At 68.3% G+C, this 15,306-nt stretch carries 19 protein-coding genes; 10 read left to right on the plus strand and 9 right to left on the minus strand.

The features are described 5' to 3' along the window. Positions 1–5 precede the first annotated feature (5 nt). The 4 genes from AC5Y31_RS10540 to AC5Y31_RS10555 form a co-directional block, all read right to left on the minus strand. Positions 6–869: an SDR family oxidoreductase gene (locus tag AC5Y31_RS10540; protein ID WP_499980174.1), complete on the minus strand. Its 864-nt coding sequence runs from the start codon at positions 867–869 to the stop codon at positions 6–8. A 40-nt stretch (positions 870–909) separates the two neighbouring features. Continuing rightward, positions 910–2,289 (minus strand): aldehyde dehydrogenase family protein, encoded by a 1,380-nt coding sequence (locus AC5Y31_RS10545; protein ID WP_499980175.1) that lies wholly within the window; start codon positions 2,287–2,289, stop codon positions 910–912. 41 nt (positions 2,290–2,330) lie between these two features. Continuing rightward, positions 2,331–3,266 carry a class I SAM-dependent methyltransferase gene (locus AC5Y31_RS10550; protein WP_499980177.1) on the minus strand — a complete coding sequence of 312 codons (936 nt, stop codon included), beginning with the start codon at positions 3,264–3,266 and terminating at the stop codon, positions 2,331–2,333. A 62-nt stretch (positions 3,267–3,328) separates the two neighbouring features. Beyond that, the gene (locus AC5Y31_RS10555) at positions 3,329–3,994 is read right to left on the minus strand and encodes a TetR/AcrR family transcriptional regulator (protein ID WP_499980178.1); all 666 of its coding nucleotides are present in this window, start codon (positions 3,992–3,994) and stop codon (positions 3,329–3,331) included. A 114-nt stretch (positions 3,995–4,108) separates the two neighbouring features. Here AC5Y31_RS10555 and AC5Y31_RS10560 point away from each other — a divergent pair, with 114 nt between their 5' ends. Next, complete coding sequence (locus AC5Y31_RS10560) at positions 4,109–4,699, plus strand: TetR/AcrR family transcriptional regulator (protein WP_499980180.1); 591 nt, start codon at positions 4,109–4,111, stop codon at positions 4,697–4,699. Here the strand turns inward: AC5Y31_RS10560 and AC5Y31_RS10565 are convergent. Next, complete coding sequence (locus AC5Y31_RS10565) at positions 4,686–5,600, minus strand: DNA-3-methyladenine glycosylase family protein (RefSeq protein ID WP_499980360.1); 915 nt, start codon at positions 5,598–5,600, stop codon at positions 4,686–4,688. The two genes, AC5Y31_RS10560 and AC5Y31_RS10565, sit on opposite strands and share 14 nt — an antisense overlap. 64 nt (positions 5,601–5,664) lie before the next feature. Here AC5Y31_RS10565 and AC5Y31_RS10570 point away from each other — a divergent pair, with 64 nt between their 5' ends. Then, positions 5,665–6,054, plus strand: a complete 390-nt coding sequence (locus AC5Y31_RS10570; protein WP_499980181.1) for a nuclear transport factor 2 family protein — start codon at positions 5,665–5,667, stop codon at positions 6,052–6,054. Here the strand turns inward: AC5Y31_RS10570 and AC5Y31_RS10575 are convergent. Genes AC5Y31_RS10575 through AC5Y31_RS10585 form a run of 3 tightly spaced genes read right to left on the minus strand, consistent with a single transcriptional unit; the run spans position 6,051 to position 7,956 of the window. Continuing rightward, positions 6,051–6,431 carry a DUF427 domain-containing protein gene (locus AC5Y31_RS10575; protein WP_499980182.1) on the minus strand — a complete coding sequence of 127 codons (381 nt, stop codon included), beginning with the start codon at positions 6,429–6,431 and terminating at the stop codon, positions 6,051–6,053. The two genes, AC5Y31_RS10570 and AC5Y31_RS10575, sit on opposite strands and share 4 nt — an antisense overlap. Further along, positions 6,428–7,453 carry an NAD-dependent epimerase/dehydratase family protein gene (locus AC5Y31_RS10580; protein WP_065023741.1) on the minus strand — a complete coding sequence of 342 codons (1,026 nt, stop codon included), beginning with the start codon at positions 7,451–7,453 and terminating at the stop codon, positions 6,428–6,430. The genes AC5Y31_RS10575 and AC5Y31_RS10580 overlap by 4 nt, the downstream gene beginning before the upstream one ends. Continuing rightward, on the minus strand, positions 7,450–7,956 hold the full coding sequence (locus AC5Y31_RS10585; RefSeq protein WP_499980184.1) for a nuclear transport factor 2 family protein: 507 nt from the start codon (positions 7,954–7,956) through the stop codon (positions 7,450–7,452). The genes AC5Y31_RS10580 and AC5Y31_RS10585 overlap by 4 nt, the downstream gene beginning before the upstream one ends. 122 nt (positions 7,957–8,078) lie before the next feature. Between AC5Y31_RS10585 and AC5Y31_RS10590 the strand changes: the two genes are divergently transcribed. From AC5Y31_RS10590 to msrA, 6 genes are read left to right on the plus strand one after another with little or no spacing between them, the layout of a single operon-like run. Then, the gene (locus AC5Y31_RS10590; protein ID WP_065023743.1) at positions 8,079–8,618 is read left to right on the plus strand and encodes a VOC family protein; all 540 of its coding nucleotides are present in this window, start codon (positions 8,079–8,081) and stop codon (positions 8,616–8,618) included. An 11-nt stretch (positions 8,619–8,629) separates the two neighbouring features. Further along, on the plus strand, positions 8,630–9,460 hold the full coding sequence (locus tag AC5Y31_RS10595) for an enoyl-CoA hydratase/isomerase family protein (RefSeq protein WP_499980185.1): 831 nt from the start codon (positions 8,630–8,632) through the stop codon (positions 9,458–9,460). Continuing rightward, positions 9,457–10,095, plus strand: coding sequence for a TetR/AcrR family transcriptional regulator (locus AC5Y31_RS10600; protein WP_065023745.1), 639 nt, complete (start codon positions 9,457–9,459; stop codon positions 10,093–10,095). The genes AC5Y31_RS10595 and AC5Y31_RS10600 overlap by 4 nt, the downstream gene beginning before the upstream one ends. A gap of 16 nt (positions 10,096–10,111) precedes the next feature. Next, entirely contained in the window at positions 10,112–11,224 is a 1,113-nt protein-coding gene (locus AC5Y31_RS10605) for an alpha/beta hydrolase family protein (protein WP_499980187.1), read from the plus strand. Between the two features lie 5 nt (positions 11,225–11,229). Continuing rightward, entirely contained in the window at positions 11,230–12,387 is a 1,158-nt protein-coding gene (locus tag AC5Y31_RS10610; protein ID WP_499980188.1) for a cytochrome P450, read from the plus strand. Positions 12,388–12,405: 18 nt separating this feature from the next. Next, a complete protein-coding gene (gene msrA, locus AC5Y31_RS10615; protein ID WP_499980189.1) occupies positions 12,406–12,909 on the plus strand; it encodes a peptide-methionine (S)-S-oxide reductase MsrA in 504 nt (167 codons plus the stop codon). 76 nt (positions 12,910–12,985) lie between these two features. Here the strand turns inward: msrA and AC5Y31_RS10620 are convergent, their stop codons facing one another. Continuing rightward, on the minus strand, positions 12,986–14,320 hold the full coding sequence (locus AC5Y31_RS10620) for a cytochrome P450 (protein ID WP_499980191.1): 1,335 nt from the start codon (positions 14,318–14,320) through the stop codon (positions 12,986–12,988). A gap of 116 nt (positions 14,321–14,436) precedes the next feature. Here AC5Y31_RS10620 and AC5Y31_RS10625 point away from each other — a divergent pair, with 116 nt between their 5' ends. Further along, positions 14,437–15,045, plus strand: a complete 609-nt coding sequence (locus AC5Y31_RS10625; RefSeq protein ID WP_499980192.1) for a TetR/AcrR family transcriptional regulator — start codon at positions 14,437–14,439, stop codon at positions 15,043–15,045. Positions 15,046–15,091: 46 nt separating this feature from the next. Then, the gene (locus tag AC5Y31_RS10630; RefSeq protein WP_065023751.1) at positions 15,092–15,304 is read left to right on the plus strand and encodes a TOBE domain-containing protein; all 213 of its coding nucleotides are present in this window, start codon (positions 15,092–15,094) and stop codon (positions 15,302–15,304) included. The last annotated feature ends 2 nt before the right edge of the window (positions 15,305–15,306 follow it).

Genomic DNA, 15,306 nt, shown 5'->3' on the forward strand with positions numbered 1-15,306 from the left:
CTCGCCTACTGCAGCGAGAAGCTGGCCGACTTGGCCTCCGACAGGTCGGCGATCGTCGACCACTGCGCCGCGACGTCATCAACCGAGGGCGGGTTGTCGAAGTTGGCGCCGGCATTCTCGAACAGCGCCGCGCGCTGCACCTTGCCGCCGCCGGCGATGAACACCGAACCGGTCTCGGGGACCTCCTCGGTGCACAGGTAGGCGACCACCGGTGCGACGTACTCGGGCTTGAGCTTCTCGAGCACCTCCGGCGGCAGGATGTCCTCGGTCATCCGGGTGGCGGCGATCGGGGCGATCGCGTTGGCCTTGATGTTGTACTTGGCGCCCTCGATGGCCAGCGTGTTGATCATGCCGACCAGGCCGAGCTTGGCGGCCCCGTAGTTGGCCTGCCCGAAGTTGCCGAACAGTCCGCTGGTGGAGGTGGCGACCACGACCCGGCCGAAGCTCTGCTCGCGGAAGTGCGGCCAGGCGGCCCGCACCACGTTGTACCCGCCGTAGAGGTGCACCTGCAGCACGGCGTTCCAGTTGTCGAAGGTCATCTTGTGGAAGGTGCCGTCGCGAAGGATGCCGGCATTGCTGACCACCCCATCGACCTTGCCGAACTCGTCGATCGCGGTCTTGATGATGTTGGCCGCACCGTCGGCGTCGGCGACGCTGTCGTAGTTGGCGACGGCCCGCCCGCCGGCCTCCTTGATCTCGGTGACCACCTGGTCGGCCATGTTGTGCCCAGCGCCGGTGCCGTCGCGGGCACCGCCGAGATCGTTGACCACCACACTGGCTCCCTCGCGGGCCAGGGTCAGGGCGTATTCACGGCCCAAGCCTCCACCGGCTCCGGTGACGACGACAACACGATCCTGCACTCCGGGCATGAGTTTCCTTCCTCGATTCGATCGCCACGATAAAACAGCCCTAGAAAAGCCTTCGTGCCAATTTCCAGGCCTTCTCTGTATACGGCGGGTAGATCATCGCGCTGACATCGGGTCGGGTCGGCTTGGTCAGCACCGTCTTGCGGTGGCTGAACTCCTCGAAGCCCCACCGGCCGTGGTAGGCCCCCATCCCGGACGGCCCGACCCCGCCGAACGGCAACTTGGCGGTGGACACCTGGAACACCAGGTGGTTGACCAGCATCCCGCCCGAGGGCACCCGGTTGATCACCTTCTCCCGGACCGCCCGGGTCTTGGTGAACAGGTAGGCGGCCAGCGGCTTGGGCCGGGCGTTGACGAACGCGATGGCGTCCTCGATGGAGGCGACGGTGATCACCGGCAGGATGGGGCCGAAGATCTCGTTGGTCATCAACGCCTCGGCCGGGTCGGGGTCGACGATCACGGTCGGCTCGATCCGCAGTGTGGCGGCATCCGTGCCGCCGCCGAGCGCCACCGCGCCCTTAGTTGCCGTCAAATAGCTTGCCAGGCGGGAGAATTGCCGTTCGTTGACGATCTTCATGCCGTGCGGTTCTTGCGCCCGGAAGCCGGTGATGGCCTCGCCGATCTTGGTGACGAGTTCGTCGCGGATCGAGGCGTCGGCCAGCACGTAGTCGGGGGCCACGCAGGTCTGGCCCGAGTTCAGCAGCTTGGTCCAGGCGATCCGCTTGGCCGCGACGTCGATGTCGGCGTCGGCGGCCACGATGCACGGACTCTTGCCACCCAGTTCGAGAGTGACCGGCGTCAGGTGTTCGGCCGCCCCGGCCATGATCTTGCGACCGATCTCGGTCCCACCGGTGAACATCACCCGGTCGAAGCCCTGGGCGATCAGCTCCTGGCTCACCGCTCCGTCGCCCTCCACCACCGCGATCGCCTCGGTGTCCAGGTAGCGCGGCACCAACTCGGCCATCAGCCGCGAGGAGGCCGGTGCGATCTCGGATGGCTTGAGCACCACGGTGTTTCCCGCGGCGAGAGCACCCACCAAGGGCCCCAACGTCAGATAGAACGGGAAGTTCCAGGCGCCGATGATCAGCACCGTGCCGTACGGCTCGTACTCGACCCAGCCGCGGCCCGGCAGCTGGGCCAGTTCGAGCAGGCGGTGGCGGCGGCGCGTCCACTTCTTGACGTGTTTGGCCGCATAACGGGCCTCGGCGGCGGTGCCGGCGCTGTCGGCCAGCCAGGCCTCGAACGGTTTGCGGTCGAGGTCGGTCGCCAGGGCGTCGGCGATCCGCTCCTCGTTCTCGGTCATCAACTGCTCCAGGCGGCGCAATTGGGTGCGCCGCCAGTCGATGTCGCGGGTCCGCCCGGTGGCGAACGTTTCGCGGAGCTTGGTGACGGTGTCCGCGACGCCGGTAGCGATGGTGGTCATGACCCCATTCCTACCGCTGAACGGCCGGTCCTGTCCTGCGATCAGCTGCGCACCGCGGTGACGAACTCCGCGAACGCATCGCTGTCGTCGCCCATTGGCACGTCCACCCAGCGACCCAGGCGGCGCATCTCCGCGGTGGAGTGTTGTGCGGTGGCGCGCCAACCGTGCTCGTTGAGCCATGCGGACACCGCCGCGCGGTCCTCGTCGTGGTAGATCAGATCCTGCACGTCCACGGTCTGGTCCAGGCCGATCTGCTCGGCGACCTTCTTGAACCGCTCCGACATCTCCTGACGCCGCTCGTCGGCGTGGTTGGCCGCGGTCTCCGCCGCGATCCGGCTCCCGGGGGCGCTGAGCGCGGTGATCTGGTCGAACAGCCGGTCCTGACCGTCGGCCGGCAGATACATCAGCAGCCCCTCGGCCAGCCACGCCGTCGGGGCCGCCGGGTCGAAGCCGGCGGCGGTCAACGCGGCCGGCCAGTCCTGCCGCAGGTCGATAGCCACCGCGTGGCGCTGCGCAGCCGGCGTCACGTCGTGGGCCGCCAGTGTCGCCTCCTTGTAGGCCAGGACTTTCGGCTGGTCGATCTCATAGACCGTGGTGCCGGCCGGCCAGTCCAGCCGGTAGGCCCGCGAGTCCAGTCCGGAGGCCAGGATCACCACTTGGCGGATACCGGCGTCGACCGCCTCGGCGAAGTAGGCGTCGAAGAAGTGCGTGCGGACCGCCTGGTAGTTGCGCATGTGGTGATACACCGCGGCGATCTCGGGGTCGACGGACTCCAGCTTGTCGATCAGCGCCTCGTTGAGCAGGGTTTCCCACACGCCGGTGCCGGCATTGGCGACCAGAAGTTTGGCGTAGGGATCGGAGATCAGCGCATCGGCGCTGTCACTCTCGACCGCGCGGGCAGCCGCCACCATCACCGCCGTCGAGCCGACGCTGGTGGCGATGTCCCAGGTGTCGTCATGGGTACGCAGTGAACTCATCCGGTTACCTCGCTTGCTCGGCGGCGCTGTCGCAAGCCATGCTACCGAAAAAGTTAGGTGAGCTATTCACCGCTTCCGGCGGAAGTCGATGGGCCGGGCAGGTGAAGCTGCCAGAGCCGGTTGCCCAACAAGGCCTGCATACAGGCGATGACCGCGGCCGACTCGTCGTGGTCGCCGAGTGCGGCAATGTAGAACCCGATCCCCCACAGCACGGCCAGCAGCGTCTCGGTCAGGTCGGCGACCGTCGCCGCGGTGACCAGTTCTCCGCTGGCGATGGCCTCGGTGATCGACTCGGTGAGGAATTCGCGGGTCGGGCCCTGCAGATCCCCGACCAACAGTCGCAGTTGCGGGTCACGCTGCGCGTCCAGCACCGCGGTGACGGCGAAAGACGCGGCCGTGCGGTCCTCTTCGCCGAGTTGGGCGAACGCGTAGATCACCGATGCCAGCCGCGCGATCAGGCCGGTCTCGGTGCGCGCGAGCCCGACCGCGTGCTCGAGAATCGATTCGTTGCGGGTCAGTACCGCCTGGTAGAGCAGTTGCTTGCTCGCGAAGTAGTGATTGATCGCCGGCCGGGTCAGGTGCGCGCGAGCCGCGACGGCCTGAAACGTCGTCGCGTGGTAGCCGAACTCCCCGAAGACGCCGCTGGCGGCGATGACGATGCGCTCACGGGTCACATTCGACCGGGCGCCGCGAGGGCGTCCGAGCCGGTGAAACGCGCCTTCCTGCATGGAGAGATTCTGACACCGCACCCGTTACTCGTCGGTAAATTCTGCATTACGATCATTAACTTCTGTATCCGGCGATGAGTACCGCCACAGGCGCCAGCGAACTAAAGTTTACTTATGGGCGCGGTCCTTTCCCGGCAGGCATATTTCGAGACAGGTCTCGATGTGCTGTCCGAAATGGGCTACGGCGGCCTGAAGCTGGCCGAGGTGTGCAACCGGCTCGGGGTGACGACGGGCTCGTTCTACCACTACTTCACCAGTTGGCCGGTCTATACCCGCGACCTGATTCAGCACTGGCTGGAGGCCCGCACCGTCGCGCATGTGGAGTTCGTGCGGGCCCTCCCCGACCCGCGCGAACGCATCGTCAATCTGATCCAGATCGCCCTGGCACTGCCGCACGGCGCGGAGGCCGCGATCCGGGCCTGGAGTTCGGCGGATCCGGCGGTGCAGGCGGTGCAGGCCGAGGTGGACCGGCAACGCTTCGACATCATGTATGAGTCGGCGCAGCAAGTGCTGCACGAGACGCGTCCGGCGCACCTGTTCGCCAGCTGGGCGATGTACCTGCTGGTCGGTTACGAGCAGGCGCTGCTGCCGCGCGACAGTGCCGCAATCGAGTGGATATCCGGCCAGTTGCTCGAGGCCCTCGACTCGGGCCGGTTCGCCGCCGCGAGCACCGCAACCCCGAAGCAGCCGTTCACAGCGAGCTGATCCGCTGCACCGGCAGCCGCGGTCCGCGCCGCGGTTCGACGGCCAGCCCGCTCTCGATCAGCAACCGCACCACCCGGTGCCGGTGCGGGCGCATCGGCTCCAGCAGGTCGATCATGGCGTCGTCGTCGATCGGATGGCCGAGCAGCGTCCAGCCGATCATCTTCGCGACGTGGTAGTCGCCGACCGACAGCGCGTCGGCGTCGCCGAAGGCACGCTGCGCCGTCTCGGCCGCAGTCCACACGCCGACGCCGGGCAGCGACATCAGCGCCGCCCGGGCGTCGGCTGCCGGCCGGTCCACCAGCCGCTCCAGCGACGCCGCCCGCTGCGCGCAGCGCACGACGGTGCGGGCCCGGCCGCCGTCGACGTTGGCGCGGTGGAACTTCCACGACGGGATGGCCCGCCACACCTCGGCCGGCGGCGGCACCCGCATCCGCGCCGGGGCGGGACCGGGCGCCGGTGCGCCGAACTCGTTGACCAGCACCCGCCAGGCGCGGAAAGCATCGGTGCCCGGCACCCGCTGCTCGAGGACGGCCGGGATGAGCGCTTCGAGCACCCGCTGGGTGCGGCCCAGCCGCAGGTGCGGCAGGCGCCGGTGCGCGGCGGCCACCGTCGGCTCGGTCGGTGCGAAGCCCGACGTGTCGTCGTCGGCGCCCAACAACCCCGGGGAGCCGTCGAGGAACTCCGCGGCGCCGGCGCCCCACGCCTGGCAGTCCACCGCGCCGGGCGCCGCCCGGGTGATCCGCGCGGTCACCGGACCGCTGGGCATCAGGCTGGTCCGCCAGATGGCGCCGTCGACGATCTGCAGGCAGGGATCGCCGGGGCCGCGGCGCAGCGGGGACAGGGTCAGTGCTGGGCTGGCCGGCCCGGAGAAGGTGACGGTACGGCGAAGCGAACTGTTGATGACGTCATCATAGGGACGCCGTTTGCACGTTGACCGGTTCGCGTCGCCGCGCCACCATGAGGGAGTGGCCACCCCGTTCGACGATCCGCAAGCGGAATTGGCATGGATGTTCCTGCAGGGCATCTGTGGCGACGACGACTTGGACGAGACCTTCAGTCTGGTCAGCGACGACTTCACCTACTGGAGCATCCTGACCCGCCAGGCGGTCGACAAGGCCACCTTGCGCCAGGAGGTTGAGCAGCGCCGCCGCGGGCTGCAGGTCACCCTGGATCTGCTCCGGTGCATCAACGAAGACGAGACCGTGGTGATCGAAGCGCAGGGTGACTGCGTCACCGCCGACGGGGGCCACTACGACAGCCCGCTGGTGTTCATCGTCGACACCCACGACGGCCGGATCGTGTCGGTGCGCGAGTACACCGAGACGCGCTTTGCCGCCGAGGTGCTGGGAATCTAAGTTCCGTCGACGCTGATGTCAGCCTTGTCCGGGTAGAAGGCGACGTGCCCGGCGATCGCGGCGACCGCGTCAAACGGCTGCTCATAGGTCCAGATCGCATCGGCAACGGTCTGTCCGGTCGCGGTGGTCACGCTGTAATAGCCGGCATCGCCCTTGAACGGGCAGTAACTGGTGGTCTCGGTGCGGGTCAGCAGATCGCTTCTGACGTCGGCGATCGGGATGTAGTGCACCGCAGGGTGCGTCGATTCCTGCAGGGTCAGCGCGGCGTCGGTGTCGGCGATGACTTCGCCGCCGATGCGCACGGTGACGTGCCGGCCGGTCGGGGCCACGGTGATCGGGTATTCGGCGGTCGGGGTGTGAACGGGTCGTTCGGTCATGCGGCGGTTCCTCGCTTCCGGGCGGCGCGCAGTTTCATCCAGAAACGCGCCGCCTCCCGGATCGATTCCTCGACCGGCCGGGGCTTCCAGCCGAGCTCGCGCACCGCCTTGGCGTTGTCGACGTCGAACTCCGCGCGCATCATCCGGACGGATTTCAGCGACAGCTCGGCGTCCTTGCCGCCGAGCCTTGCCTTCAGCGCGCCCAGCGCGCCCAGGGCATAGAGCATCGGCACCGAGATCGACCGCGCCGGCGGCGGCACCCCGGCCTCGTCGGCCGCGATCGCGATGATCTCGGCGTTGGTGATCATGCGCTCGGAGATCAGATACCGCTCCCCGTTACGGCCGTGCGCGGCGGCCAGGATCAGCGCCTGCGCCGCGTCGTCGACTCCGACGGCCTCCAGCCGGATGCCGTCCATCACGAACGGCAGTCGGCCGTAGACGGCGCCGGCGATGAACGCGCCGTGCGGGGTTCGGCCCCAGTCGCCGTCGCCGTAGGTGCTCGATACGCACATCGCCACCGCCGGCAGGCCGGCGTCGGCCGCATAGCGCAGCACCAGGTCTTCGGCCTGCACCCGGGACTGCACGTACGGGGTGAGGCGGCGGCGGTCGATCTGGTCGGCCTCGGTGGCGACGTGCCCGTGCCGACGGCCGACGGTGACATAGCTGCTGGTGAATACGAATCGGCGCAGGCCGGCCGCGATCGGCTCTTCGATCGCCACATCGAGCACGTTGCGCAGGCCTTCGACGTTGGTGCGGAACAGCGGGGCCGGGTCACGCAGCCAGGCCCGGGTGTCGACGACGCAGTAGTAGATGTCGTCACAGCCGGTCATCGCTTCACGCAGGGTGGCGGAGTCGAAGACGTCGCCGTGGAACCGGGTGACGTCGAGATCGTCGATCCCGATGGTGTTGGCGGTCGGACGCACCATCACCCGCACGTCCTCTCCGGCGTCGACGAGCTGGCGGGTGACGTGCGAGCCGAGGAAGCCGTTGGCGCCGATGACGAGCTTGGGATGGGCGTTCACGCATTACCTCCGAACTGCTTCATCCAGGCCGCGGCCTCGTCATCGAGGGTGCCCAGCTCTTGGGCCTTGCGACACCACTTCATCGTCGCGGCGACGAAGCGCAGCGGGTTGTAGATGTCCTCTTGACGGCTCCACAGCCCGTCGCCGGCGTAGGTGATGATCGAGATGTTGGTGGCGCTGATGACGGTGCCGTCGCCGGGATCGCGCATCGGATTGTCCAGTTCGCAGATGATGCGTCCGCTGTCCTCGTCGATCACCGACCACAGCGCCGGGAACTCGGTCATGTAGCTGCCCGGGAACGTCGACATGGTCTGGCGAATCCAGGGCCGCACCTCATCGCGGCCGTGCATGGTGCCCATGGCGTGCTCGACGTAGGTGACGTCGGGGGTGTAGTGGCTCACCCAAGCGTCCCAGTCCTTGGTCTCGGCGGCCCGGGCGACGGTCTGCTCGAAGGTCTCGAATGCTGCCGCGAGCTCCGCGCGGCTGAACTGCGGGTTCGACATGCCAAGAACTAGAACACGTTCTAGCGACGTTGTCGAGAGGGGTCAAATTCGAATCTGGGTTTATATTCGGATCGGTGTTACGGTGACGCCGTCGCCCCTACCCGGCCAGGAGGAGATCCCCCGTGACGCCCAGCAAACCGGCCGTCGGCCTGCATCACGCGGCCTACGCCTGCGCCGACCTGGAAGCGACGCATCATTTCTACGAGGACCTGTTGGGGTTCCCGCTGGTGCACACCGAGGTCGAACGCCTGCAGGACGGCTACTTCCGGCACGTGTTCTACGACCTCGGCGACGGCTCGTGCATCGCGTTCTTCGACCTGCACGGCGTCGGGGAGAAACCCGACTGGTCGAGCTCGTTGTCCCGCCCGAACGGCCTGCCGGTGTGGGTGAACCACGTGGCCTTCCGAGCCACCGAGGAGAAGCAGAACGAAGTCCGGGCCCGGATGGACGCGGCCGGGGTCAAGGCGTTGATGGACGTCGACCACGGCTGGTGCCACTCGCTGTACTACCTGGACCCCAATGGCATCATGGTCGAATTGTGCCGGGACACACCCGGTTTCGAGCCCGACCGCAAGCAGGCGCTGGCGCTGTTGACCAGCACCGAGCGGGCGGCCGACCCCAAGGTGGTCACATCAAGCTCGACCACCACCCAGCTCGGCTGAGCAGGCCACACATGGGCCTCGATTCGCTGACGACACTCACCGTCACCCAGGACGGGCCGGTGGCCCGGGTACTCATCGACCACGGCGAGATCAACCTGATGGACGCCGCAATGATGGGCGACCTGTGGCGGCTGGTGAAATGGCTGCGGGCCGCGGGCGATCGCGTCCGGGTAGTAGTGCTGGAAAGCGCCAACCCGGACTTCTTCATCGCCCACGTCGACTTGGCGCTGTTGCAGGCGTCGGCGACGGACCCCGAAGCCGCGGTCGGCTCGTTCCAGGACCTGGTCGGCGCGTTCCGGGCGCTCGACCAGGTCACCATCGGAGTGGTCGCCGGGCGGGTGGCCGGCGGAGGGATGGAGCTGCTGGTCAACCTCGATGTGCGGTTCGCGGTCACCGGCCGGGCGGTGTTCAACCAGGTCGAGACCGGGATCGGGGTCATTCCGGCCGGTTCGGGTCCACAACACCTGCATCGGCTGCTGGGGCGGGGCCGGGCACTGGAGGTCATCCTCGGCCACGACGATCTGGACGCCGAGCTGGCCGAACGCTACGGGCTGGTCAACCGGGCCCTGGACGCGGGCGACGTCGCGCCGTTCCTGGACCGGTTGGTGGCGCGCGTCGCGTCGGTACCGTTGGCGGACATCGCCGCAGTCAAGGCCACCCTGGCCGCCCCGGATGTCGCCGCGGGCCTGGCGGTGGAGCGCTTTGAATTCGCCCGGGTGCTCGGCCGCGGTGCGGCATCGGCGACGATGCAACGCTTCCTCGACGCCGGAGGTCAGACCCCGGATGGCGAACGCCGGCTGGCCGAGTTGGTGGCCGACCTGCATGCAACGGAACCGGCATGAGGCCCGGGACGTCGGCGGTCAACCGTCCCACCGTCCGGGGCCGCGACACCCAGGCCCGTCTGGAGCAGGCGGCACGCGAGGTGATCGCGGCCAAGGGTTTCTTCAAGACGACGATCACCGACATCACCTCGACGGCACGGCGCTCGCCGGCGTCGTTCTACCACTACTTCGAGTCCAAAGAAGACCTGTTGGCCTCGCTGGCCGAGGACTTCCGGGCCTTGGCCAAAAGCCGTGCGGTGCAGGCGTTGCACCCGGGCCAGGATCTGCGGCAGATCATCGAGGAATCGGTGCGGGCGCACTGGGAGACCTACCGCGAACACCGCGGGGTCATGGTCGGGGTCTTCCAGCTGGCGATGATCAACGACGAGTTCGCCCGGCGCTGGCGAGAGATGTGCGCCGACGCGATCGACTGGGTGGCGCAGACGGTGCGGATGGCCCAGCGCAAAGGCTATGCGCCCGATGCGGACCCGGAGCTGGTCGGGTCGGCCATCGTCGCCATGCTCAACCACTTCACCTACATCTGGCTGGTGGCCGGCGGCGACGTGGCCGGCCGCGAACTCGACGACGAGGCGGCGATCAAGACGCTCACCGACACCTGGTACCGCTCGGTGAGCTGGCGCGGTGACGGACCCTGACCAAAGGAGTAGTGCAGTGGCGGTAACGCGTGAATTCATTTCGCTCACTTCAGCATCGGGAGCGGTGAACCCGGCCGGCTATCACCCGGCACAGGGCCTGTACTGGACCCCGGCCGGCGTCACGCCGAAGGTGGCGGTCATCGCCAGCCACTACAACGTCGACTTCGCCGAGCATTACCTGGCGCCGCTGCTGGCCGAACGCGGTTACGGGTTCCTGGGTTGGAACACTCGGTATCGCAGTGGCGAGTCGCTGTTCCTGCTCGAACACGCCCTGCTGGACATCGCGGCCGGGGTGCAGTGGTTGCGCGAACAGGCCGGTGTCGAGGTGGTCGTGCTGCTCGGCAACTCCGGCGGCGGATCGCTGATGGCGGCCTACCAGTCCCAGGCCGTCGACCCGCACATCACCGCGGTCGGCGGCGGGCCGGTGCCCGATGCGGTCAACGCGCTGCCGCCCGGCGACCTGTATGTGTCCACCCAGGCGCACGCCGGCCGCCCGGAGGTGCTGACGGCGTGGATCGACCCGTCAGTGACCGACGAATCCGATCCGCTGTCCTGCGATCCGGCCCTGGACATGTACGCCGAGCAAAACCCGCCGCCCTACACCCCGGAATTCATCGCCCGCTACCGCCAGGCCCAGCGGGACCGCAACGACCGGATCACCGCCTGGGCGCAAGCCGAGTTGACCCGGCTGAAGGCAGCCGGGACCTACGACCGGTCCTTCTCGGTGCATCGGGTCTGGGCCGACCTGCGCTACCTGGACCGCGCGATCGACCCGTCGGACCGCCCGCTGAACCAGTGCTACCTGGGGGATCCGCGGCGGGCCAACCGCGCGCCGTACAACATCGCCGCACACTGCACGCTGCGGACCTGGTTGTCGATGTGGAGCCTGCAGACCTCGTTCTGCCAGGGCGCCCCGCACTTGGGCCGGATCACGTTGCCGTCCTTGGTGATTCAGGGCACCTCCGACACCGGCGTGTTCCCCAGCGACGCCCACCACATCCACGACTCGCTGGCCAGCACCGACAAACAACTGCATTTCATCGCCGGCGACCACTACCTGCAGCAGCCGGCGGACAGCCGGGGCGTCTGCGCGGACCTGGTGGCGTCCTGGATCGCGGAACGCACCTGAGGGACATGCTCGACTTCGACTTCCGCGATCCGGAGCTACATGCCGATCCGCTGGCGTACCAGCGCCGGTTCGCCGACGCCGACCCGGTGCACCGCAACCGTCAGGGACTGTGGGTGCTCACCCGCTACGCCGACGTGCTGGCGATGCTGCGCGATGAACGGGCCGGCACCGACCGGCGAAACCTTTACCGCGGCAAGCTCGATCCTTCTCGGCCGTATCTGACCCATGTGGAGCACAACCTATTCTACCGCTCCGGCGACGATCACCGCCGGCTGCGGGCACCGCTGTCGCGGGCGTTCACCCCGCGGGCGCTGGCCTCCTTCGAGCCGCAAGTCGCCGCCCGGGCAAGGACATTGGCGGCCGGGCTGGACGCGGGAGGTTTCGACCTGGTGGCCGAGTTCGCCAAACCGTTGCCGCTGGGGATGATCGCCGCCCTGCTGGGGGTTCCCGACAGCGAACTGGACAATCTGGCGGCCTGGTCGATGGCGCTGATCGCCGCCCTGGAACCGGCCGCACCCCGCTCGGTGTTCACCGCCGCCGACGACGCCGCCGCCGGGATGAAGGCCTTGCTCGCCGACCTACTGGAGCTGCGCCGCACCGACCCCGGCCATGACCTGCTGTCGGTGGTGGCCACCAGCGGCCTGCCGCTCTCGGATGACGAACTGCTGCACAACGCCATCTTCCTGTTGTCGGCCGGGCACGACACCACCACCGCCGTGCTCACCGGGGCGGTGGCGCTGCTGATCGACAAATCCGGGCAACGGCAGCTGCTGGCCGCCCCGCAGGCCGTCGATGAGCTGGTCCGGCTGATCAGCCCGGCCCAGATGATCTCCCGGGTGGCCGAAGCTCCGATCGACGTGGGTGACGCCGTGATCGACCGCGGTGCCCCGATCCTGCTCGGCTTGGCGGCCGCCAACCGGGACCCGGCGGTGTTCGCCGATCCCGACCGGCTCGATCTGGCCCGGCCGCAGACCGGCCACCTGGGCTTCGGGTTCGGCCCGCATGTCTGTCTGGGCGCCCCGCTGGCCCGCATGCAGATCCGGTCGGGCCTGCTCGCCCTGTTCGACCGCTTCCCGGAGTTGACCGCGCTCGCGGCGCCACAGCGGGAACCGAGCGCGGTGCTGACCAGCTATCGCTCCTATCCACTGGCGAGCGCCGGCTGAGCCGGGATAATCGGGGGCATGACCGATTACCCGAGAGCGATCCTGGCCGGCGGCTGCTTCTGGGGCATGCAGGACCTGATCCGCAAGCAACCCGGTGTGGTGTCGACCCGAGTCGGCTACACCGGCGGCGAGGTACCCAACGCCACCTACCGCAACCACGGCAACCACGCCGAGGCCATCGAGATCAGCTACGACCCGGCCGCCACCGACTACCGCAGTCTGCTGGAGTTCTTCTTCGCCATCCACGACCCGACCACCCGCAACCGGCAGGGCAATGACGTCGGGCCCAGCTACCGGTCGGCGATCTTCTACCTCGACGACGAGCAGCGCCAGATCGCGCTGGACACCATCGCCGACGTGGAGGCCTCCGGGCGCTGGCCGGGCAAGGTGGTGACCGAGGTCAGCCCGGCCGGTGACTTCTGGGAGGCCGAGCCCGAGCACCAGGATTATTTGGAGCGGTACCCGAACGGCTACACCTGCCACTACATCCGCCCGGACTGGCAGCTGCAGCGCCAGACATAGCCGGCGAGCAGACGTGAAAGCCCCCATTTGGCGCCCGTTTTAGGGGCTTTCACGTCTTCTCGGCGAGGGGGCGGCCCTAGTCTCGCCGCCGCACGGTGATCCGCCCGCCGTTCTTCGGAGTGAAGGCCACGCCGCGGCCGTGATACTTCTCCCCCGGCTCGGTGGTGGGCTCGATGGTGAAGTGCCGCAATACCGTTCGCAGCACGAGGTCCATCTCCAGGTTGGCGAACGTCGACCCCGGGCAGCGTCGACTGCCGCCACCGTAGGGCAGCCACTCGAACGCCGACGGGCTGCCGTCGAGGTAGCGATGCGGGTCGAAGCGCTCCGGATCGGGGAACGCTTGCGGGTTCTGGTGGATCTGGTTGATCCCGACGATGACGCCGTAGCCGCGCGGAATCACCCATTCGCCGATCTGGATGCTGGACGCGTAGACGTGCCGGCCGGCGAAGTCGATCACGGTGCGCACGCGTTGCACTTCCCGAATACTGGCGCGCCGCAACGTGTTGGCGTCCCCGTCGGCTTCGGCGGTGAGCTCGTTGAGCAGGTTCGGGTAGCGGCTCAGCCGTTCGAAGACCCAGGCCATGGTCGAGGCCGTGGTCTCATGGCCGGCCGCCAGCAGAGTCAGCAACTCGTCGCCGATCTCTTTGCGGGTCATCGCCGTACCGTCGTCGTAGGTGCTGCTCAGCAGCAGGGTGAGCACGTCGGTGCGGTTCTCGAAGTTCGGGTCCGCGCGCACGTCGTCGATCAGCTTGTCCAGGATCGTCTCGTACTGGGCGCGCCAGGCGGCCAACTTCCCCCACGGCGTGTATCGCCCGAAGGTGCGGGCCGGCATCGGCAAGGTCACCAGCCGCGAACCCAGCGTCACCCACCTGGGCAGGTCGACCCGCAGCTGATCCAGTTCGGCGCCTTCGGCCCCGAAGATCGCGCGCAGGATGACGTTGAGGGTGATCCGGTTCATCGGCAGCAGCGTCTCGAAGGGTGTGCCGGTGGGCCAGTCCGCGATCTCGCGGAGGGTCTCCTCGACGATGATCTGCTCGTAGGCGCGGACGCTCTTGCCGTGGAACGGCGGACTCAGCAGGTTGCGGCGGCGCCGGTGCTCGGCGCCGTCGAGCGCGAAGACCGAGCCCGATCCCAGGATCCGCGACAGGTTCGGCTGGATGTTGCCGAGGTCCTCGGGGTTGGCGAGGAACACCTGCCGGGCCAGGTCCGGTTCGGTGACGAAGACGGTCGGCCCGAAGATCGGGCTGTTGACGGTGAAGGACGCGCCGTAGCGCCGGGTCAGGTGATTCACCAGCCGGCGCCGGTCCGCGGTGAACAGCAACATCGAGAGCCACTTGGGCAGCCGCGGCCCCGGCGGCAGGTTGACCGCCGGGGTGGTGTGCGTGCTGCTGCCGGCGATGGTCTGGGTCATGGGCTGCCTCCTGGGGCGACAGGTGGTACCGAGGCGTACCAAACGCTTGCCGGACACGGTACCCTTACGTACCAGCGGCTGGCAAGGGTTCGCGGGCGCGGCAGGGAGGCACGGCGATGACGACACTGGTGGCCAACGGCGAGGCGGCCGGCACCGCCGACCTGTTCCGGCGCCGGCTGCTCGACGGGCTGGCCGAGGCGATCGCCGAACGCGGTTACCGGGCCAGCACCGTCGCCGACATCGTGCGTGCCGCGCGCACCTCCAAGCGCACCTTCTACGACCGCTTCGCCAGCAAGGAGGAGTGCTTCCTGGAGCTGTTGCGCGCCGACAACGAGGCGCTGGCCCAGCGGATTCGCGCCGCGGTCGATCCGGATGCCGATTGGCAAGACCAGATCCGCCAGGCGGTGCAGGCCTACGTCGCTCAGATCCGGGCCCGGCCGGCCATCACGCTGAGCTGGATCCGGGAGTTGCCGTCGCTGGGCGAGGTGGCCCGACCGGCCCAGCGGCGCGGCCTGGAGCTGATGACGAACCTGCTCGTCGAGCTCAGCGGCAGTCCGGGTTTTCGCCGCGCCGAGCTGCCGCGACTGAGCCCGGCGCTGGCGGTGATCCTGCTGGGTGGGCTGCGCGAGCTGACCGCGCTGGCCGTCGAGGACGGCACCGACATCGGTGCCATCGTCAACCCCGCCGTCGATGCGTCGATTGCCCTGCTTGGGCCCCGGTGCTGATCTACCGTTGAGCCGTCAGGCGTATCGGAGAATCCGGAGGACCGCCATGCAACTCTCAACACGCAACCAACTCACCGGAACCATCGCCGATTTGGACGTCGGTTCGGTGATGGCCGTGGTCAAGATCCGGCTCGACGGTGGCGACCAGGTGATCACCTCGTCGGTCACCCGCGACGCCGCCCTGGACCTCGACCTCAAGGTCGGTCAGCCGGCGACGGTGTTCATCAAATCGACCGAGGTCACCGTCGGCGTCGAGTAGCC

The organism is Mycobacterium sp. NGS18 (genome assembly GCF_059813185.1).

Excerpts from the sequence above, each read along its gene's own strand:
- AC5Y31_RS10595 (WP_499980185.1), top strand. The coding sequence starts at position 8,630 with ATGGGCCTCGATTCGCTGACGACACTCACCGTCACCCAGGACGGGCCG.
- AC5Y31_RS10620 (WP_499980191.1), bottom strand. The coding sequence starts at position 14,320 with ATGACCCAGACCATCGCCGGCAGCAGCACGCACACCACCCCGGCGGTC.
- AC5Y31_RS10540 (WP_499980174.1), bottom strand. The coding sequence starts at position 869 with ATGCCCGGAGTGCAGGATCGTGTTGTCGTCGTCACCGGAGCCGGTGGA.
- AC5Y31_RS10630 (WP_065023751.1), top strand. The coding sequence starts at position 15,092 with ATGCAACTCTCAACACGCAACCAACTCACCGGAACCATCGCCGATTTG.
- AC5Y31_RS10545 (WP_499980175.1), bottom strand. The coding sequence starts at position 2,289 with ATGACCACCATCGCTACCGGCGTCGCGGACACCGTCACCAAGCTCCGC.
- AC5Y31_RS10575 (WP_499980182.1), bottom strand. The coding sequence starts at position 6,431 with ATGACCGAACGACCCGTTCACACCCCGACCGCCGAATACCCGATCACC.
- AC5Y31_RS10560 (WP_499980180.1), top strand. The coding sequence starts at position 4,109 with ATGGGCGCGGTCCTTTCCCGGCAGGCATATTTCGAGACAGGTCTCGAT.
- AC5Y31_RS10610 (WP_499980188.1), top strand. The coding sequence starts at position 11,230 with ATGCTCGACTTCGACTTCCGCGATCCGGAGCTACATGCCGATCCGCTG.
- AC5Y31_RS10555 (WP_499980178.1), bottom strand. The coding sequence starts at position 3,994 with ATGCAGGAAGGCGCGTTTCACCGGCTCGGACGCCCTCGCGGCGCCCGG.
- msrA (WP_499980189.1), top strand. The coding sequence starts at position 12,406 with ATGACCGATTACCCGAGAGCGATCCTGGCCGGCGGCTGCTTCTGGGGC.
- AC5Y31_RS10585 (WP_499980184.1), bottom strand. The coding sequence starts at position 7,956 with ATGTCGAACCCGCAGTTCAGCCGCGCGGAGCTCGCGGCAGCATTCGAG.
- AC5Y31_RS10550 (WP_499980177.1), bottom strand. The coding sequence starts at position 3,266 with ATGAGTTCACTGCGTACCCATGACGACACCTGGGACATCGCCACCAGC.
- AC5Y31_RS10600 (WP_065023745.1), top strand. The coding sequence starts at position 9,457 with ATGAGGCCCGGGACGTCGGCGGTCAACCGTCCCACCGTCCGGGGCCGC.
- AC5Y31_RS10625 (WP_499980192.1), top strand. The coding sequence starts at position 14,437 with ATGACGACACTGGTGGCCAACGGCGAGGCGGCCGGCACCGCCGACCTG.